This window comes from Gilvimarinus sp. DA14 (assembly GCF_024204685.1).
Taxonomy (GTDB): Bacteria; Pseudomonadota; Gammaproteobacteria; order Pseudomonadales; family Cellvibrionaceae; genus Gilvimarinus.
In genome coordinates this window covers 727,939-748,319 of the sequence record NZ_CP100350.1, presented here as the reverse complement: position 1 = coordinate 748,319, position 20,381 = coordinate 727,939, and the positions used below count along the sequence as shown (strand labels likewise).

At 53.3% G+C, this 20,381-nt stretch carries 17 protein-coding genes; all 17 read left to right on the top strand.

What is annotated here, in order from left to right; translation table 11 throughout:
- Nucleotides 1–2: 2 nt before the first annotated feature.
- The 17 genes from flgK (at nt 3) to fliI (ending at nt 20,381) form a co-directional block, all read left to right on the top strand.
- The gene (gene flgK / locus NHM04_RS03130; RefSeq protein ID WP_254265597.1) at nt 3–2,717 is read left to right on the top strand and encodes a flagellar hook-associated protein FlgK; all 2,715 of its coding nucleotides are present in this window, start codon (nt 3–5) and stop codon (nt 2,715–2,717) included.
- 58 nt (nt 2,718–2,775) lie between these two features.
- A complete protein-coding gene (flgL, locus tag NHM04_RS03125) occupies nt 2,776–4,032 on the top strand; it encodes a flagellar hook-associated protein FlgL (RefSeq protein ID WP_254265596.1) in 1,257 nt (418 codons plus the stop codon).
- Nucleotides 4,033–4,044: 12 nt separating this feature from the next.
- A complete protein-coding gene (locus NHM04_RS03120; RefSeq protein WP_254265595.1) occupies nt 4,045–4,374 on the top strand; it encodes a flagellar protein FliT in 330 nt (109 codons plus the stop codon).
- A gap of 187 nt (nt 4,375–4,561) precedes the next feature.
- Nucleotides 4,562–6,328, top strand: coding sequence for a flagellin (locus NHM04_RS03115; RefSeq protein WP_254265594.1), 1,767 nt, complete (start codon nt 4,562–4,564; stop codon nt 6,326–6,328).
- 54 nt (nt 6,329–6,382) lie between these two features.
- Nucleotides 6,383–6,772: a flagellar protein FlaG gene (locus tag NHM04_RS03110; protein ID WP_254265593.1), complete on the top strand. Its 390-nt coding sequence runs from the start codon at nt 6,383–6,385 to the stop codon at nt 6,770–6,772.
- 120 nt (nt 6,773–6,892) lie between these two features.
- Nucleotides 6,893–8,905 carry a flagellar filament capping protein FliD gene (gene fliD, locus NHM04_RS03105; protein ID WP_254265592.1) on the top strand — a complete coding sequence of 671 codons (2,013 nt, stop codon included), beginning with the start codon at nt 6,893–6,895 and terminating at the stop codon, nt 8,903–8,905.
- Between the two features lie 188 nt (nt 8,906–9,093).
- Entirely contained in the window at nt 9,094–9,492 is a 399-nt protein-coding gene (gene fliS, locus NHM04_RS03100) for a flagellar export chaperone FliS (RefSeq protein WP_254265591.1), read from the top strand.
- Nucleotides 9,489–9,764 carry a hypothetical protein gene (locus NHM04_RS03095; protein WP_254265590.1) on the top strand — a complete coding sequence of 92 codons (276 nt, stop codon included), beginning with the start codon at nt 9,489–9,491 and terminating at the stop codon, nt 9,762–9,764. The genes fliS (NHM04_RS03100) and NHM04_RS03095 overlap by 4 nt, the downstream gene beginning before the upstream one ends.
- A 51-nt stretch (nt 9,765–9,815) precedes the next feature.
- Nucleotides 9,816–10,214, top strand: coding sequence for a flagellar export chaperone FliS (fliS, locus tag NHM04_RS03090; RefSeq protein ID WP_254265589.1), 399 nt, complete (start codon nt 9,816–9,818; stop codon nt 10,212–10,214).
- A 160-nt stretch (nt 10,215–10,374) separates the two neighbouring features.
- Nucleotides 10,375–11,817: a sigma-54 dependent transcriptional regulator gene (locus NHM04_RS03085; RefSeq protein ID WP_254265588.1), complete on the top strand. Its 1,443-nt coding sequence runs from the start codon at nt 10,375–10,377 to the stop codon at nt 11,815–11,817.
- 214 nt (nt 11,818–12,031) lie between these two features.
- A complete protein-coding gene (locus tag NHM04_RS03080) occupies nt 12,032–13,243 on the top strand; it encodes a PAS domain-containing sensor histidine kinase (protein ID WP_254265587.1) in 1,212 nt (403 codons plus the stop codon).
- Nucleotides 13,244–13,292: 49 nt separating this feature from the next.
- Nucleotides 13,293–14,780 (top strand): sigma-54 dependent transcriptional regulator, encoded by a 1,488-nt coding sequence (locus NHM04_RS03075; RefSeq protein WP_254265586.1) that lies wholly within the window; start codon nt 13,293–13,295, stop codon nt 14,778–14,780.
- A 198-nt stretch (nt 14,781–14,978) separates the two neighbouring features.
- The gene (fliE, locus tag NHM04_RS03070) at nt 14,979–15,344 is read left to right on the top strand and encodes a flagellar hook-basal body complex protein FliE (RefSeq protein WP_254265585.1); all 366 of its coding nucleotides are present in this window, start codon (nt 14,979–14,981) and stop codon (nt 15,342–15,344) included.
- A 14-nt stretch (nt 15,345–15,358) separates the two neighbouring features.
- Nucleotides 15,359–17,056 (top strand): flagellar basal-body MS-ring/collar protein FliF, encoded by a 1,698-nt coding sequence (gene fliF, locus NHM04_RS03065; RefSeq protein ID WP_254265584.1) that lies wholly within the window; start codon nt 15,359–15,361, stop codon nt 17,054–17,056.
- Nucleotides 17,057–17,098: 42 nt separating this feature from the next.
- On the top strand, nt 17,099–18,085 hold the full coding sequence (gene fliG / locus NHM04_RS03060) for a flagellar motor switch protein FliG (RefSeq protein ID WP_254265583.1): 987 nt from the start codon (nt 17,099–17,101) through the stop codon (nt 18,083–18,085).
- Between the two features lie 11 nt (nt 18,086–18,096).
- On the top strand, nt 18,097–18,975 hold the full coding sequence (locus NHM04_RS03055; RefSeq protein ID WP_254265582.1) for a flagellar assembly protein FliH: 879 nt from the start codon (nt 18,097–18,099) through the stop codon (nt 18,973–18,975).
- A complete protein-coding gene (gene fliI, locus NHM04_RS03050; protein ID WP_254265581.1) occupies nt 18,972–20,381 on the top strand; it encodes a flagellar protein export ATPase FliI in 1,410 nt (469 codons plus the stop codon). Before NHM04_RS03055 ends, fliI begins: the two co-directional genes overlap by 4 nt.

Genomic DNA, 20,381 nt, shown 5'->3' with positions numbered 1-20,381 from the left:
TCATGGGTGGTTTACTTTCCAATGCCATATCCGGTTTGCAGGCCAGTCAAAATGCGCTTCGCACCGCCGGGCACAATATTTCAAACGCAAACACGGCGGGTTTCAGTCGCCAGCAAGTCAATAATGCCACGCGTCCGGAACAGTCTATTGGCAATGCCGGTTATATCGGAAGTGGTGTTACCACAACCTCCATTGAGCGGGTGGTGGATCAGTTTGTCAACAATCAGTTGCGCATGGATACCTCGGCCTACAATCAGCTGGCTTCTTATAATCTGAATATTGGCAAAATTGACAGTTTGTTTGCTGACGGCAGCACTGGGCTGTCGAACTCTCTGCAAAAGTTTTTCTCCGCTATTCAAAATGCGGCGGATGAGCCTTCCTCTACACCGGCGCGACAATTGTTCGTGGATCAGGCAGAGAGTTTATCTCTGCGCTTTAATCAGCTGTTCGGTCGGCTGCAGTCATTACAAAGTGATGTGAACAGCGAGCTGGCAACCGTAACCGGTCAAATCACAACCTTGGCGCAATCCATTGCTGACTTGAACCGCCAAATCAGTCAGACGGGGGGCTCGGCCAACGGCCCCAATGATTTACTGGACAGACGTGACGAGGCGCTGCGCAGCTTATCCGAGCTGGTGTCGGTACAGGCAGTAGAGGCGGGTGGCGGTCAGGTAAATGTGTATATCGGCAGCGGCCAGTCCTTGGTGGTGGGCACAAATGTGGGCAGCTTCTCGGTGGACCGAACTGGACAAATTCAGCTGCGCAACGGTTCGCAAAGTGCTGATGTTACTTATCAAATTAGCGGCGGTAAGTTAGGCGGCTTACTGAGTTTTCGCGACGACGTATTGCAGCCATCCATGAATGATTTAGGCCGAGTGGCTATTGCCCTGGCCGATGAATTTAACCGTTTGCAAAGCCAGGGCTTGGATTTGGACGGCGAGTACGGAGCCAACTTATTTGCCGATATTAATGATGCCAGCATAATTCAAAACCGGGTGCAGCACGGAGATAATCCACCGCCCAGCGATCGTCAGGTATCAGTCACTATTGACGATGTCAGCCAGCTGACCACTAGCGATTACACGCTTAAGTTGCCGGTGGGCTCAAGTAACTATGTGGTTACGCGCAAAAGCGATAATGAAGTGGTGGCGCAGGGACTCTTGCCCGGTAATTTTCCGGTCGAAATCAGTTTCGACGGGGTCACCGTGAATCTTGAGTCGGGAAGTTTTCAGGGCGGCGACAGCTTTACCATTCAGCCTACCAAAAATGGCGCGCGGGATATTCAGGCGCTGCTATCAAGACCTGAGGACTTGGCCCTGGCATCGCCGATACGCACTGGCACCTCAAGCGGCAACACCGGCAGCGGCATAGTCAGTGCCGGTGACTTATTGCAGGTCAGCGATGCGCAAGGCAATACTCTGCCGATGTTTGCCAATCCCGGCGAGCTGAATCCGCCGCTGGTGATTCGCTTTACCTCGCCGACGACTTTCGATGTGCTGGACAACTCAGACCCCAACAACCCAGTGCCATTGAATCCGCCTATGGCGAATTTGGAGTTTACGCCGAACCTGGATAACCCGATTTTCAGTACCGATTCCGGTTCTACGCTGGTCTCAGGCACCGGCACCGCAACGGGATTGGGCAGCAGACAGCCCGTCGCGCTGGCGCCAGCGGATGCACCGCAAAGTAACAGTTACCCTGCGGAGCGCTACACATTTAGTCGCACAGACCCGACAACGGGCGTGCAGCAAGAGCAGGTAGTACTCACCAGCCCCGGTGCCTCGGCGCAGCAAACGGCAGCGATGCTGAGCTCCATTGCTGGGGTTGAGGCCAACGCCCATACAACCGCCACGATTGGGGCACTGAGCACACCCTATACCGATCCGCTGCAAATCACTGTTAATGGAGAAAGTCTCGTTGAACAGGAGGCCGGCACTCTCGCGACTGGCGTGCCAAACCCGGATACGGATGCCTTAGGGTTCTACCAGTATATTGCCGAACAGGTTAATGCCAATCCGGCACTCACTGCGCTAGGGGTGTATGCCAGCGTCACCGCTGATGGCACAGGAGAACCACAGCTGTTTTTAAGTGCCGCCAGTGGCGTCGACCTCGATATCCGTTTGGAGGGCGCTGCTAATACGGTTGCTGTCTCTGACGATGTGGGCGGTGCGCCGCAAACGCTCACCGGTGGTGGCAACAATGCCATCACGGTTGGCGGCCGCATAGACATCACAATGGCCGATGGCGTTGAACTGGAAACGGTACCCGGCAACAGTCGTTTGCTGGGTGACAGCTCGGCCCCCGATTTTGCCCAGTCCAATTACATGGGCTTTCAGGTGAGCATTAAAGGTCAGCCGGAAGCGGGCGATATATTCACTATCGACTTCAACAATGACGCCAGCAACGATAACCGCAATGGCCTCAACTTCGCCGCCTTAGAAACGCAGGGAACGATAGGTGACGACTCGTTGAGTTTTGCCCAGGCTTACGGCCGGCTGGTGGAAGATGTAGGCACTAAGAGCAATTTATCGAACACCAACACCGAGGCCAGTAAAAGTTTACTTGAGCAAACTCAGGCACTGCGAGACAGTATTTCGGGAGTCAATCTAGATGAAGAAGCGGCCAATTTAATTAAATTTGAACAGGCCTATAGTGCTAACGCGCGGGTGATATCCGTCGCCCGAGAATTGTTCGATACTCTGATTAACGCTATTTAACGCTATTTAACGATTAACGCTATTTAACCGACTCAGTAGCCAAGCAAAGGTAGCAGCCATGCGTGTGGCAACATCGCAAATATACAATATCGCTAATATCGGCATGAACAATGCCCAAACGGCGTTGACCAAAACTCAGGAGCAGATGGCTTCGGGTAAGCGTATCCTGAGTCCAGCGGACGACCCGGTTGCGGCGACCCAAATTCTTCAATTGAATGAAGAAGTGTCGCGTATTGACCAGTACATCAAAAACATTGATGTAGCCGAAAACAGCCTTAACCTTGAAGAAACAGCTCTCAACAGCGTATTGACACTGGTGCAGCGGATGCAAGAGCTGGCGGTCAGCGCTGGTAATACGGCAGTGCTGACGCCTAATGATTACAAGGCTCTGGTGGCTGAAACCAATAGCCGTATCGATGAGTTACTGAACTTACAAAACACCCGCAATGCCGCCGGGCAGTACATATTTGCCGGCTACCAGGGCAGTACTCAGCCATTTACCCGCAATGCGGAAGGGCAGTTTAGCTATCATGGCGACGAGGGCCAGCGGCAAATTAACGCCTCGGGCAGTGTCGCGGTGGACGTTAGCGATTCCGGCAAAAGGGTGTTTATGGATATTCCCAGTGAAAACACCACTTTTTTTACCGAGGCCAACCCGAACAACCGCTCTGAGCCCGCTGCTCGTATCAGCGTGGGCCGAGTGACGGATCAGGACAGTTTTGACGAGCTATACCCTGATAACCTGCTCGTGTCCTTTAGCGAGGTGGCAGGAGAGACGGTTTACACCATTACTAATCGCACTACCGGCCTGGTGATGCCGGGCCATGATCAGCAAACTTTTGTCAGTGGGCAACCTATAGAGGTGGCCGGGGCGAGTTTTACTATCACCGGTCAACCCTATCCGGGCGCCGGAACTGTGCCTGGCGATAGTTTCAGTTTAACCAGCACTAATAAGCAGAGTCTGGCTACCACCTTAACCCGCCTGAGTCAGGCTATGGATGCGGTGGATGAAACCCCCGAGAGCAAGGCGTACCTGGATGAAATTGTAGCACAAACCCTGGCTAACCTGGAAAACTCGGTAACCAATATTTCGGTTGTACAGGGCGAGGTTGGTGCACGGCTGAATACGCTGGAAAGTACGCGCGAACAGAATATCGACAGTAAGCTGTACACCGAAATTGTACTGAACGATCTCGAAGCGCTTGACTATGCTGAGGCCTCCACCCGTTTGGAAATGCAAGAGTTAGTGCTTTCGGCGGCGCAGAAAAGCTTTGTCAAAGTCGCCAGTTTATCGCTGTTTAGTTATATCTCTTAACCGGAGCCCCGTGTGAGTGACAGTGCTGCGAGATGGTCGTCAATTATCGATCAGGCTGAGCGGGTCAACGCCCGTTTGGCAAAATGCGCTGTATCTGGCGAATGGGATGAGTTTAATCGCGAGCTGGCTGTTCGCGATCGGCTGCTCGCTCAGCTTAATGAGTTAGCCGTAGAGTCTTTGCCACAGGATGAGAGCCTGGCACTGAGCCGGCGACTGCAGCAGCTCGGCGAGCAAAATCAACACCTGGTAGCCTTGGCGCAAACCCACAAGCAGCAGTTACAACAAAGCCACCGCCAAACCGTCAAAGGGGATAAAGCGGTAAAAGCCTACCAGAAAACCTGAGTAATGCCGTCTTTTTTCAATAAAAACAAAGCCTTAGAGGCCTGTAAAAAAGATAGTAAAAAATCCTAAAGCTTCCCCGAACCAGACCGATAACCTACACAGAAGCCAAAACCCATTCACCGGCTTCAATAATCGGCTGATCACAGCTGGCAAGACTGTGAACAGGAAATAACTTAGGAGATTACTCATGGCTCTAGTAATTAATACCAACGTTGCCTCCCTGAATACTCAGCGCCAGCTGTTGCAATCAGGCAACGCTCTCGACCAAGCAACCGAGCGTCTGTCGTCCGGTAACCGCATTAACTCTGCTAAAGACGATGCCGCTGGCCTCGCCATTGCTAACCGCATGACCTCACAGGTACGCGGTCTGGACCAAGCGGTTCGTAACGCTAACGACGGCGTGTCAATGATTCAAACCGCAGAAGGTGCCCTGCAAGAGGTGACCAACATTCTGCAGCGTATGCGTGAACTGTCGGTACAGTCTGCTAACGGCATCTACTCTAACGACGACCGCGCACGCCTGGACTCTGAAGCTCAGCAGTTAAAAGCGGAGTTGGGTCGTATCGCAAAAGAAACCACCTTTAACGGTCAGGCTCTGCTTGATGGCAGCCTGAAAGACACTGCCCTGCAAGTGGGTTCTGAGCAGAATCAAACCATCAGCGTGTCTGTTGGTTCGTTCAGTGCTAACTCTCTGGGCGGCAGCTCTGGCGATGTGGTGGGCGAAGCCTCAACCGGTCTTGCTGCACTGAGCGCTTTCACTGGTGCTGATGCTGACACCACGCTTTACGTGAATGATGTAGCTCTTAGCAGCCTGGCTGATGCTGCAGCTGGTACCACGCTTAATGAAAAGTTGGCAACCATCAATTCTGACCTGGAAGGTAAGAACGTGGAAGCGAGCGCTCTGGTATCAACCGAGGGCTTGAGCACTGGTGATGGCCAGTTGACTGCCGGCACAGACACCCTGACTATCGCTGTGACTGACGGTGATGGCAACGCGCAATCGTTTGTGTTGACTGGCACCAACAATATGGAAGAACTGGTACAGAAAATTAATGATGACACTACCGTTAGTGCGAGCTTGAACGATAAGGGCCGCTTGGTGCTTTCCCAAGAAAACGTGGTATCAATCACGGTTACGGGTAGTGGTACTGCAGCGCTAGACGCCGCTGGCTTTGACGGCACTGAATCAGACGGAAACTTCCGCTTGAGTTTCAATGACACTAGCAGTGACGGTGCTGGCGTAAAAGTTGAGGGTGGTGATGATGCTGCTGCCACAGCGACCATGATGACCAACCTCGCCGCCTTGGGTTTGGATGCCGTGGATAACGAAGGCAACCTGCAGGGTGCTACCACAACCACTCAGAATGATCTGAAAGAAGGCGACCTGATCATCAACGGTGTTGCAATCGGTAAAGTTGATGCCGGTGCTGATGCCGACGAGCAGGCAGATAACCTTATCGAAGCTATCAACAAAGTCAGCAACCTGACTGGCGTGGTTGCGTTCCAGGGTGAACAAGGTACAGCAGCAATCGCTCTGGGTAGTACCAGTGGTGACTTGAGCATTAAGTATGGTGACAATGCGGCTGGCACAATTGCTACCGACACTGGCCTGCAAGAGCGTAATTCTGCCTCGGGCGCGGGTTCTGTTGCCAGTATTGACATCTCAACCGCCGCGGGCGCACAAAAAGCCATTGGTATCCTCGATGAAGCCATTGGCCAGGTAAGTGAAACCCGCGCCGACTTGGGTGCTGTAAACAACCGCTTGGACTTCACCGTGTCTAACCTGACCAACGTGTCAGAGAAGACCTCAGCGGCCAAATCGCGGATTATGGATGCGGACTTCGCCAAAGAAACCGCCAACCTGAGTAAAGCCCAGGTACTGCAGCAGGCGGCTACCGCCATGCTGGCCCAGGCTAACTCACGTCCGCAGCAAGTTCTGTCTCTGCTGCAGTAAGACTGAATCGGCCCGCCGGGTTACCGGCGGGTTTCATTGATTGAGGACTAAGCTATGAATGAAGTGAGCGCAACAGGAGCGGAGCGAATAACGCCCGTTAATACTGGGGCGGCTTCATCAGCACAGGCAGGCGCCGCCAATCAAAGCGGTAAAAGTTTGCCGCCGGAAGGTCAAAAGCCCGAGGCGGAACAACGGCAGAAGGTCTCTGCAGGGGATTTTCAAGAGAGTGTCAAGCAAGCGGTAGCACATATGAACGAGTTCATACAGTCTACCCAGCGCGACTTGCAGTTCAGCTACGACAGTGACTCAGGCGACACCATCGTGAGAGTGGTTGATAGCTCTACCCAAGAGCTGATTCGGCAAATTCCTGACGAGATTTTCCTAAAGCTGGCCCGTGAATTGAATGCAGATGAGCCGGTACCTTTACTGACTGCTCAGGCATAGAGTCAAACCAACGCTTTAAGGTGCCCCCGGGCACCTTTTTTTATGGGCTAAAGTTTCTTTCTACTGGGTCGATATAGGGGTATACGGGCAGTTTATTTCAGCGTTTTCGCGGAGTAGGTCATGGCAAACAACATCATCAGTAGTTTGGGCGGAGGCTCGGGCATTGATACCACCAACTTAATTAATGACTTGGTGAGTATTAACCGCGCGCCGGAGGAAAACCGCCTCAACTCTCGCGAGACCAAGCTTGAAACCCAGATATCCGATTACGGTCTGCTACGCAGCGCACTGTCAGAGCTCGAGGGCTCTGTAGCGCAGTTGGGTAGCGCGGACACCTTCGACGCCAAATCCGTTTCTGTGCCGGACACCTCGCTGCTGGCACTGACCGAGCTGACCTCGAGCGCAGTGGCCGGTAGCTATCAAGTAAAAGTAGAGCAGATCGCGCAATCCCAGTCTGTCGCCAGCGGCGGCTTTGCCAGTACCGATGCCGAAATAGGCAAAGGCGAGATTACCCTGCGCTTTGGTGACTGGAACGCCGCGTTAGACAGTTTTGCCGTGGATACCGAAAAATCCGGCGCCACGATTACCATTGACGACTCTAACAATACGCTTGAGGGCCTGCGCGACGCTATTAACGATGCGGGGGTAGGGGTACAGGCCAGTATTGTCAGCGATGGCAGTGATTATCGCTTGCTGCTCACCAGCCCCACTGGCGCTAGTAACGAAATCGAACTAACTGCCACTGAAGACGCCAGCGCCCCTGGGTTAGCTCAATTTGACTTTAATGCCCTGAGTCAAAACATGACCCAACAGCAAGAGGGTAAAGATGCCATTTTGCGTGTCAATGGTTTGCAGGTGACTCGCGAAACCAACAGTGTCGATGATGTCATTAATGGCCTGTCGATGGATTTGTTTAGCGCCTCTAGCGAAACGGTCAACATCACCATTGGTAACGACCGGGCGCTGGCAGAAACGGCCATCCGTGAGTTTGTCGAAGCCTACAACACCTTTTTGGGTGCGGTGGAGCAGCTGGTGGGCGTCAATGATGAAACCGGCGAGTTTGGCAGTTTGTACAATGATTCGATGGCCGACAATATTATCGACAGGGTGCGCAACATCATCAGTGCATCGGTGCCGGGTATCGATGATGGCTTTGCTACTTTGGCGCAGCTGGGTATTCAAACCAATGTCAAAGACGGCACCTTGTCTATCAATGAGGACCCGGCGCGGGTCAATACCAACTTTAATGCGGTAATGTCGCAGAACTACGACTTGGTGCGGGATCTGTTTGTGCCGCAAACGAGCTCGGATGCAGCCGCCATTGAGGTCACCAACTTTACTCAGAACAGCCAGCCCGGTAATTACGAGGTGGTGATCACCCAGCAGCCCAGCCGCGGCAGTCTTGCCGGTGCAGCAACGGCAGGTTTTCCTCTGGATACCACCGGTAAAGATTATAGCTTCGAGATAGAAATTGATGACAAAACCGCACAGATAAGCCTGCCTGATGGAACGGTTTACGCCAGTGGCGCCGAATTGGCCGCCGAGATTGAATCTCTGATTAACGCTAGTGAGGACATCGCTGGCACAAGAACTCAAGTCGCGGTAGATTTTGATGGCAGTGCGCTAACGTTTACCTCCGATGCTTACGGTAGTAGCAGCCGTGTCGAAATTACCAGTGTGGGCGCCGATGCCGCAGAGCTCGGCCTTAGCGTAGCGGCAGGCGTTGCAGGCACTAACGTAGCGGGGACGGTCAACGGCGAAGTGGCCTTTGGCTCGGGCCAGGTATTGCTGCCAAAACTTGGTAGCCCCGCTGAGGGTTTAGCACTGAAGGTCAAAGAGGGAGCAACCACCGCCAATATAAATTTTTCGCGCGGCTTTTCCGGTGGTATGAGCAGCTTGATTAACAGCTTCTTATCCAGCAATGGTTTAATCGCCACACGTGAAGACAATATCGAGCAGGATCTGAGCGATATTGAAGATGACCGTACCGATCTTGAACGGCGCACCGACGCTTACCGCGCCCGCCTCGAGAGCCAATTTTTGGCAATGGAGTTGATCGTCAATAACCTGAATAATACCGGGTCATTTCTCGAAGATATTAACGATCGCTTGCCCTTTACCGCGAAAAAATAGCGCCCTCAAAAGAGGCAAATAAGACTTGCCTCTTGGCTTTTGTGCTCCTGTCAAACTGTTGCCCGCACTTTAGGTTTGCATCGAGTTTTCTCAGTTTTTATTGGCTAATTATCTAAAGTTTTTCGCTCGCAGGTCGTTAGCTTTACAGGCCCCCAAGGGTGTTAAAAACGCGATAAGAGAAGCAGCTTATGAGTCCCTACAGTGCAGCGGCAAGGCAATATCAGCAGGTCAATGTACAGTCGAGCGTTGTCGACGCATCCCCACACCGGCTAATTCAAATGTTATTTGAAGGCGCTCTGGAGCGAATCGCCCAGGCTAAAGGCGCTATGTTGCGCAGCGACATCGCCTTAAAAGGTGAGCTGATCAGTAAAGCAATCAAAATTATTCAGGGCTTACAGGGCAGCCTTAACGATAACGAGGGCGGCGATCTGGCTGCCAATTTAGATCAGATCTATGATTATATTATCCGCACCATGATTCAGGCCAACCGGCAGAACAAGCCCGAGCTGCTGGACGAGTGCGGACAGTTGCTGGGTGAAATAAAAAGTGCCTGGGATCAAATTGCTGATGCGGGGGCCTTGGTGTGAGCCTTGTCGTCGTAGAGCCAGAAAAGCTGGCTGGGCAGGCGGGTATCAATGCGCTCAAACAGCTGCAGCACGACATGGCCAAAGCGCTTGCGTGCTCTGACTTTAATCGGCTAAGCCAGCTTGACGCGACTTGTTCACGCTTGCTGGACAAAGTCACTCGCGACAACCAGGATGACAAAACTCTGTTGCTGCAAGTGCTATTGGATGTAAAGACCGTATACGCGACCTTGATCGGTGAATGCGCCCGCATTGCGAGCAGCAAAGCCAATTAAGCACTGGAGCGCCTAATTAGCGCCAGATTTGAGTTCGGGTATGATTCGGATATGAAAAGTTACGATACGAAAAAAGCTGCATCACAATATCGCCAGCTGGGATTACAAGGGCAGGTCGCCGATGCCTCGCCCCACCGATTGATTCAATTGTTATTTGAAGGTGTTTTGCAGCGTCTGGATGCCGCGCTGGCGGCCGGAGAAAGAAAGGACATTGCCACCACTGGCGAACAGCTTGGTCGGGCTATCGCGATTATTGAAGGGCTGCGCGACAGCTTGAATTTAGAAGCTGGCGAGATCGCCGGACAGTTGGATAGTTTGTATGAATATTGCGCAATTGCGCTGCTAAATGCTAATCGCAATCAGAACGGCGATCAGATCCGTGAGGTTCGGCAGCTGGTGAGTGTATTAAAATCCGGCTGGGACGGCATTGCTCCTATCGAAAATACTTGAGATACTTCCTTTAAGTCTTTGTTTTTACTATTCTTCGTAATCTTTTGTGTCAAAAGTTTGACATCTGCCCGCGAGCGCGCTATTTCTATTGCATGGCCCGATAACAATTCCGTTTAGGCTTGTTTGACCTCGGGGATCGCCACACCGACTTGGAAGTATTATGTCTCAAAACAATAAAGTGCTGGTTTTAGAAGACGACGCACAGCGGGTCTCCGCACTGAACACTGTGTTTACCTTTCTTGGCGATGGCGTCCATTTTTGTGGCGCTAAAGAGCTGGAAACAATACTGCAAAGCAACCCTCTGGAAAGCGACTACAGCCTGATTATTATTGGCGAGACGGGCCAGCCCGAGCTGCAGGCTTACGTTGAGGCCTTGAGCGCGTGGGATGACGAAGTGGCCGTGGCGACTTTTGGCGAGTCTAGGCCCACCCTTGAATCGGTTGCGGCGGAGTCTCAAGAGCGGGTGATTGGCCATTTGGACTTACCCGTGCGCTACAACCCGCTGGTTGACTTGTTGCATCGGGCGCAAATGTACCGACAGGCTCAGCAGACCAATAAAAAACACGTACAGCGGCGGCCCGTGCATTTATTTCGCTCGTTGGTGGGAACCAGCCGCGAGGTCAGCCACGTTCGCGAGATGATGTCGCAGGTGGCCGATAAAGATGTGTCGGTATTGATTACCGGGGAGTCGGGTACCGGCAAAGAAGTGGTGGCGCGCAACCTCCACTATCATTCTGCGCGCCGCGATAAGCCCTTCGTGCCGGTAAATTGTGGCGCAATTCCCGGCGAGTTGCTGGAGAGTGAATTGTTTGGCCACGAGAAAGGCGCTTTCACCGGAGCTATTTCTGCCCGTGCAGGCCGTTTTGAGTTGGCCGAAGGCGGCACCCTGTTTCTGGATGAAATCGGCGATATGCCCCTAAGTATGCAGGTGAAGATTCTGCGCGTACTGCAGGAGCGCTGTTATGAGCGAGTGGGAAGCAATAAAACCGTTATGACGGACGTGCGGATTATCGCGGCTACACATCGAAACCTTGAAACCATGATTGAAAACGGCGAGTTCCGCGAAGACCTCTACTATCGCCTCAACGTTTTTCCCATTGAATTGCCCTCACTGAAAGACCGATCTGAAGATATTCCGCTGCTGATTAACGAGCTGGTGTCGCGAATGGAAAGCGAGAAGCGCGGCTCAATTCGTTTTAATTCGGCGGCAATTTTGTCGCTATGCCGTCACAGCTGGTCCGGGAATATTCGCGAATTGGCAAACCTGGTAGAGCGTATGGCGATCATGCATCCCTACGGCGTAGTCGGTGTGTCCGATTTGCCTACCAAGTATCGTCACGTGGAGTGTGAAGAGGAGCCCTTTGTCATCGACTCGGCGCCCGCCGAAACGGCTAAGGGTACGACGGTGGTGAGTATGAACGACACGCCACTGCTACCGGATCAGGGAATCGACCTGCGAGAGTATTTGACTCGCTTGGAAAAAGATTTGATTCAGCAGGCGCTTAACGACTGTGGCGGGGTAGTGGCCCGCGCTGCGGATAAGCTTTCAATTCGGCGCACCACCTTGGTGGAGAAAATGCGCAAATACGATTTGCAGCGCTGAGCTTTGCGGGGCCAACGAGGCCCCGATCCCTCCTTTTATAGTCCCCCGATATCGTCGACCTGCCAATTTATTGGCTTTTCTATTTTTACCTGCTGTGCAACCTTTTGAAATTTAAAGAGATATTTTGCTGGCATTGCTCTTGCTATTAACACCATAAGCAAACATTAAAACTCACTTTGGCGACAGAGTTTCGTCATGAGAATTGGAACTGATTATGGTGCGAAAAGCCAGCGTGCATTCAATAGCGGCCGATGCTATAGCGCCCAGCGAGGCGGACGGTCGAGACAAGGCTCAGGCTTTGGCCGATGCGTTTGAACTTTTCACCGAAATGTCGGACCAGCTGACCAGTTCGTATCGTCAGTTAGAAGAGCGCGTAGCAGAGCTCAACGAGGAGCTGACCGCTGTCACCCAGCAGCGTCTGGAAGAGCTCGCCGAGAAAGAGCGACTGGCGCACCGTTTGGAGGGGCTACTAAACGTTCTCCCCGGTGGTGTGGTGGTACTGGATAGCAGTGGCCGGGTGCGTGAATGCAATCCCGCCGCTATCGATTTGTTGGGCGAGCCTCTCGAGGGCGAGATCTGGCGCGACGTCATCAGTCGTAGCTTTGCCCCCCGTGGCGATGATGGTCACGAAATATCGCTGCGCGATGGTCGGCGCATTAGTTTGGCAACGCGAAACTTGGGTAGCGATGGTCAGATTATTCTGTTGACTGATCAGACCGAAACTCGGCGTTTGCAATCCGAGCTTGCCAAACACGAGCGTTTATCCGCTTTGGGGCAAATGGTATCCGCGCTAGCCCATCAAATACGCACACCTTTATCGGCTGCGCTTTTGTATTCCGGGCATCTGCAACGAGAATCTCTGGACGAACATAAACGCCGAACCTTTGCGGCAAAAGTGTCCAAACGACTGCAGCATATGGAGCGACAAGTACAAGATATGCTGCTGTTTGTGAAAGGTGAAATGCCTATTGAGGATGTCTGTGAGCTAGGACAAATTCATCGCGAGCTGGCCGAGGCTACCGAGGTGTCGGTAGCCGCGAGTAACAGCGAGGTTGATTGGCAGGTAAACGATGAAAGCATAAGCCTGGCGTGTAATCGCGATGCTTTGGTCAGTGCTTTAGCCAACCTTGTTAATAATGCCATTCAAGCGGTAGGTCAGCGGGCACAGATTCGCATCACCATGCAGGCCCACGTGATTGCCGATGCGCCCTGGCTGGCTATTGAAGTGGCAGACAAAGGGCCGGGTATTCCCGCTGATCTTCTACCGCGTCTGGGCGAATTGTTTGTCACCACCAAATCTCAAGGAACTGGTTTGGGATTGGCGGTGGTTAAAGCTGTAGCCAAGGCCCACGGAGGACGCTTCAGCCTTCAATCAGAGCAAGGGCAGGGGGCTCGCGCTATTTTGCTACTACCTTGTCTCGATTAGTGTTTGTTGGATAAAAATTTTTACGCCGTTACCTATTAAAGGTGTGCTCATGTTAAGTGTTGCAGAAAAACTACCAAGTTCATCCCCCCTGGCGCGCGTGCTGGTGGTGGAAGATGATCCGGATTTGCGCGAGGCTTTGGCCGATACCCTAATGCTCGCCGAGTATGACGTCAGCGAAGCGGCTAGTGCGGAAGAGGCGCTACTGATCCTAAAAGAGGATGCCGGGTTCGCGTTGATAGTTTCCGACGTCAATATGGGGCGCCTGTCTGGCTATGATTTACTGCGCCAGGTCAGAGCCGACTATCCCCAGATTCCCCTTGTGTTGGTTACCGCTTACGCCAGCATCTCCGATTCGGTAATGGCCATTAAAGAAGGCGCGGTGGATTATCTGGTGAAGCCCTTTGAGCCTGATGCCTTGCTTGAGGTGGTTGCCCGCCACGCGGGCATGGCAGGTACTGCGGCCGGTGAAGCGCCGGTTGCACAAGCGCCATCCAGCCAAAAGTTATTGCAGCTGGCGCAGCGGGTGGCGCAGTCGGAATCTACGGTATTAATTGTCGGCGAATCTGGTACGGGCAAAGAGGTACTGGCGCGCTACGTCCACGATCAGTCGCCGCGCCATGATAAACCTTTTGTCGCCATTAACTGTGCCGCTATTCCTGAAAACATGTTAGAGGCGACCTTATTCGGTTACGAAAAAGGGGCCTACACGGGCGCTCATAGCAGCACTCCCGGTAAGTTTGAGCAAGCCAATGGCGGTACCCTGCTGCTGGATGAAATTTCAGAGATGGACATCGGTTTGCAAGCCAAATTGCTGCGCGTGCTGCAAGAGCGAGAAGTGGAGCGCTTGGGTGGGCGGAAAACCATTGAGTTGGATGTGCGGGTTATCGCCACCTCCAACCGTGATATGCGCGAGGCGGTTATGGATGGACGCTTTCGCGAGGACTTGTATTTTCGCTTGAGTATTTTGCCGCTGCAGTGGGCGCCGCTGCGCGATCGGCGCGAAGATATTATTCCGCTCGCAGAAAAGCTGTTGCACAAACACGCCAAAAAGCAAAAGCGCGCCGGGGTGAAGTTGGATGCCAGTGCCCGCGCTGAACTTACTTGCTACGCATGGCCAGGCAATGTTCGCGAGCTCGATAACATTATGCAGCGAGCGTTAATCCTGCAACCTGGCCGTATTATTAGCGGTGAAGATCTGGGGTTAAACCAACACACAGGCTACAGCGAAAAACCCAGTTTATTGGCGGTCGATAAGGGACGGCGTGAGAATAATTCCCCGTCAGCGAGTGATAATGTTGAAACCAATAAACTTGATTCGGCAGTCGCACAGCCGCACGACACTCTAGCCACCGGCGGCGATGAGGGTGCGGTATTGGGTCAGGATTTGAAGCAGCGCGAGTTTCAGATTATTCGCGAAACTCTTTTGGCAGAAAAAGGCAGTCGTAAAAATACCGCAGAGCGCTTGGGAATCAGTGCTCGCACATTGCGCTACAAAATCGCTCGCCTAAAAGATGATGGATATCAGCTGGATATTTAACTTAATGTCGCGAGTTGCTAAGCGGGCCTAGGCCCGCTTTTTTTTTGCCATTTTTTGACAGGACGTCGTCTCTAGGCGGCAGCTGTTAGCCGCCGGCAAACCTTGGCCCACTTTGTGCAATAAGTCACCTAAAGGCAGTTTTTGTTTATAAATGCCAAAAAACCGACGACCTAAATTGAAAACTAAAGTGGCCAGACTATGAGCAATCGGGTGGATATCAATAATCTTCTCTCGGAAATGCGCTCGCTAAAAGCACAGACTCAGGCATTCCAAAAGCCGCAGGCGCTCAATGAGATCGGCAGAACCAACCAGCCAGATAAGGTCAACACCACCCGCGAGGTGCCGGGCTTTGGCGAGGTTATGGCGCAGGCCGTCAACAAAGTGAATGATGTTCAGCAGAGCGCAAATGCGATGGCCGAGGCCTATCAGCGCGGCGAACCCAATGTGGATATCACCGATGTGATGGTGGCCTCGCAAAAAGCCAGCGTCTCTTTCGAGGCGGCGGTACAGGTGCGTAATAAGCTGGTAGAAGCTTACCGCGACGTCATGAACATGCCGATTTAACGGAGTAAACCGAAATGGCAGAAGCACAGAGCGCAGACCTACCCGCCGAGTCCTCTAGCAACAATTCGCGCAGTGGTAGCGACTTAGTGGAAGGTTTCAGCAATCTTCCGTTACTGCGTCAGATCGGTCTGATGGTCGGTCTGGCGGCGTCGGTCGCGATCGGCTTTTACGCGGTCTTGTGGAGTCAAAGTGAAGATTACAAACCTCTATATGGCAGTTTGGATCGGTTGGATTCCGCCGAGGTTGTCGATGTACTCGAGCAAAACCAGATTCCCTACAAGATAGAACCTTCAACGGGTGCCTTACTGGTCACCAGCGAGGAGTTGCACACGGCGCGCTTAAAATTGGCCGAGATGGGTATTGGTACCAACCAGTCAGTCGGGTTTGAGTTGCTGGAAAAAGAGCAACCCTTAGGCACCAGCCAATTCATTGAGAGTGCTCGCTATCATCGCAGTCTTGAAGGTGAGCTGGCGCGCACTATTATGAGTATTCACACGGTGCGCTCGGCCCGAGTACACTTGGCAATTCCTAAACGCAGTGTCTTCGTGCGCGATGCGCGCAAGCCCAGTGCTTCTGTGTTTCTCGAGGTATATCCCGGGCGCGAGGTTGAGCCGCGCCAGGTTAAGGCCATTGCCAATCTGGTGGCGTCGAGTATCAGTGAGCTAAAAAATGAAGACGTAACCGTGATTGATCAGCATGGCAACTTGCTGTCGGCTGGAGATGAGTCCCCAGAGTTAATTTTGGCGGATAAGCAGCGCCAATATACAAAAAACTTGGAAGACAGCTTATTGGCACGGGTCAATAGCATTTTGCAGCCCGTAGTGGGTGCAGGGAACTTCCGTGCCGAAGTCAGTGCCGATGTCGATTTCACCGCGGTAGAGCAGGCCGAAGAGAGTTATCAGGATGAACAACCGGCACTTCGCAGCGAGCACTCGCATGTTGAGCACAAAACCGGCGACGCTACCATTGGCGGTATTCCCGGCGCTCTGACCAATCAACCACCGGTGGATGGCGAAGCGCCTGAGCAGGTCGCACCCGGAGCCGAAGGTGAGGCTGAACCCACCCCGCAGCATCGTCGTGAAGAAGTTACTCGTAACTATGAAGTAGACAGAATCATAAGCTACACTCGCCGGCAGCAGGGCAATGTTGAAAGGTTGAGCGTTGCGGTAGTGTTGGACGATAAACTGGTTACTAACGCCGAAGGTCAGCAGGTGCGCGAAGCCTGGACTCCTGAAGAACTGCAGAGATTAACCATGCTGGTGCGCGATGCAGTGGGTTTTTCTGAGGCCCGTGGCGATAGCGTGAATGTGGTCAACTCGGCATTTTTTGCCCGCGATGACGGCCAGCTGGAAGCGCTCGAGATTCCCTGGTGGCAGCAGTCTTGGCTGCAGCCTTACATCAAACCGGTGGTTGGCTTTTTATTGGTGCTGGCGTTGATCTTCGGATTGTTGCGGCCGGTTCTCAAATCCATCGCCCGGTCGGGTTCTGAGGCAGCCGAAGATGAAGAGGCTCGCCAGTTGGAGGCATTGGAGGCCGCGGGTTTGGGCGGCGATTTGTCCAGTGATTCGGTCACCTTAACTGGCGGTGCAGTGGCCCTGCCGGGACCGGAAGAAGGGTATGAACAACAATTGAACGCGATTAAAGGACTGATTGCCGAAGACCCGGGCCGGGTGGCTCAGGTGGTGAAATCCTGGATCAATAAAGACGAGTAACTGGCAGTGGCAAACAACGAAGAAAGAAGCGTCGCCTCGCGAATGAGCTCTGTAGACCAAGCGGCTATTTTGCTGATGTCGCTGGGGGAAAAAGATGCCGCCGAAGTGCTCAAGCACATGGGGCCGAAAGAAGTACAGAGAATTGGCGCGGCCATGTCAGGACTAACCAATGTTCAGCAGGCCGACGTGCAAGCGGTAATGCAAAGCTTTTTGGACGAGGCGCGCAATTTAACCGGCTTAGGGATGGGGGCCGATAACTACATCCGCAATATGCTGGTAGCGGCCCTTGGCGAAGACAAAGCAAACTCGCTGGTGGATCGTATTCTGCTGGGTGGTAATACCACCGGGCTAGACACCTTAAAATGGATGGATGCTCGCTCGGTGGCCGATATTATTCGTAACGAGCATCCCCAGATTCAAGCCATCGTTATTGCCTATCTGGACGCGGACCAGTCCGCCGAGGTTTTGACGTTTTTCACCGAGAAAGTCCGTATCGATATCATGATGCGCGTCGCATCGCTGGATACCGTGCAGCCTAGTGCCCTGCAAGAGCTAAACGATATTCTCGAAAAACAGTTCTCAGGTAAAGCCGGCTCGCAAACCAAAGCCATGGGTGGCTACAAAGTTGCGGCTGAAATCATGAATCACCTTGATGGCAGTATTGAAACTGAACTGATGGACGCCATTAAAGAAGTCGATGAAGACATGGGCAATCAGATCCAGGATTTGATGTTTGTGTTTGAAAATCTTAAAGATGTTGATGACCGCGGTATTCAGGCGCTGCTGCGCGAGGTCTCATCTGAGGTCTTGATTATTGCCCTCAAGGGTGCGGATACAGACTTGCAGGAAAAAATATTCAAAAATATGTCCAAACGTGCGGCCGAGCTGTTGCGTGACGACTTGGAAGTGAAAGGCCCCGTGCGTGTGTCAGAAGTCGAGGCTGCGCAAAAAGAAATCCTGACCACTGCCCGCCGTATGGCCGATGCCGGTGAAATCGTGCTCGGCGGCAGTGGCGAACAGATGCTGTAGGCTGCCCGAGCATGGGTGAAAAGAAAAACCCCAACCGTATTCCCGCTGCCAATGCCGACGCCTGGCGATCCTGGGCGATGCCCGTGATCGACGACGACGGCAGCGTGGTGAATGCCCATAAAAAGACGCAAAAACAAGAAGAGCAAAGCGAAGAAAGTATCGAAGATGTAGAAGTCGAGGAGCTGCCTCAGGGTGGACTAACCGCCGACGAGCTGGAAGCGATTGTGCGCGAAGCTGAGCTCGAAGGATTTGCTAAAGGCCGCGAAGAGGGTTTCAAAAAAGGTTACGACGACGGCTTTGATTCCGGTGAGCACAAAGGTGCGCTTGAGATGCGCCAGCAACTGGTGGCTGAACAGCAAGCTTTTCAGGCGCTAGCCGAAGCATTGCTGCAGCCGATTGATGAGCAGGATGAGCGCCTTGAGAAGCTACTGCTCGAGACCGTGACGCGACTGACCCGCGCTGTGGTTGAGCGGGAGTTGACCACCCAGCCCGCCGATATTGTCACCCTGGTAAAGTCGGCCGTAAAAGCTTTGCCTGCGGGCAGTGATCACCTGAGCGTTTATCTAAACCCTCAGGACGCTGAGAAAGTCGAGCAATATGCCCAGGAGCACCAGCTAGACTGGTCTTTCCATCGGGATTCAGAGCTGGCACAGGGCGGGGTCAAGGTCGCCACCCGCGACAGTTTCGTGGATTGTTCGGTGGAACGGCGCCTGGATGAAGTCATTGAGCGGTTTTTATCCCAACAAGAAGTCGACGAGCACACCTCGGATGAGCAATTGCTGGCTGCCAATACAGGCTCTGATCCCATCGCGCCAGACATATCAGGCGAGGAGCCTGAGCCGCCTACGGATACTTCTCAGCCCTCGGACGATCAAGAGCCCGAGTTATGAATAGCCGGCGCGACCTCTGGTACCGATTGCGACCGTATTTACCTAGCCCATCTGCGGTAGAGCCCGAAGCCGAAGGCAAGTTGGTGCGCTCAGTGGGTTTAACGCTTGAGGCGGTCGGGCTAAATGTCTCGGTGGGGCGTCAGTGTGCGGTCGTATCTCGCGATGGGCGCCGGGTGGAAGCCGAGGTGGTAGGTTTTGCGGGCGCCAGTATTTTCCTGATGCCGGTAAAGCGCGTCGAAGGGTTGGAGCCGGGCGCGCGAGTTATACCTCTTGCCCATAGCTCTGCGATGCGTATCGGCTTGCAAACCCTGGGGCGTGTGATTAACGGTTTGGGGCAGCCTCTGGACGGGCTGGGTCCTTTACAGGGCGGTGAGTTTCTCGATGCGCACCCGCGCGATATTAACCCCCTAAGGCGTCACCCCATCAGCGAGCCTCTGGATGTGGGCATTCGTGCAATCAATGCTCTGGTAACAGTAGGGCGAGGCCAGCGTATGGGGCTTTTTGCCGGCAGTGGTGTGGGTAAAAGTGTACTCATGGGCATGATGACCAAATATACCACCGCCGATGTTGTGGTGGTGGGGCTGGTGGGAGAGCGCGGGCGCGAAGTAAAAGAATTTATCGACCATATTCTCGGCCCCGAGGGTATGCAGCGAGCGGTCGTCGTGGCGTCACCGGCTGACGATGCCCCGCTAATGCGGCTGCGGGCCTCGCAGCTGGCGAGTCGGGTGGCGGAATACTACCGCGACCAAGGGTTGAATGTACTTTTGCTGATGGATTCACTCACCCGTTTTGCCCAGGCCCAGCGAGAGATTTCCCTCGCCATTGGTGAGCCGCCCGCAACCAAAGGTTATCCGCCCTCGGTATTTGCCAAAATACCTGAATTGGTGGAGCGTGCTGGCAACGCCGCGGAAGGAGAGGGTTCGATTACGGCCTTTTATACGGTGTTAACCGAGGGAGATGATTTACAGGACCCTATTGCCGATTCGGCGCGAGCGATTCTGGATGGCCATATTGTGTTGTCGCGCACCTTGGCAGAGGAGGGGGTTTACCCCGCAATTGATGTCGAGGCCTCTATCAGCCGTGCTATGCCGAACATCGTCCCTGCCGATCATTTAAAACTGATGCAGTCCTTTAAGCAGATGTTGTCTCGCTATAACCAAAACCGTGACTTAATCACCATTGGCGCCTACAGCGCGGGCTCAGACCCTGTGACCGATGAGGCAATTGAACGCTTTCCCAAGCTGCGGGCGTTTATTCAGCAGGGGCTCAAGGAGTCGGTGCACTTGCCTGAATCGATCAACAACTTAAAGGCAGTGATTGCACCGGCACAGTCCCGCGGCCAAAGCCCGCTGGCCGCAGCACACGGTAAAACCTCTGCCAATAGCACGGCACAACATAAAACCTGA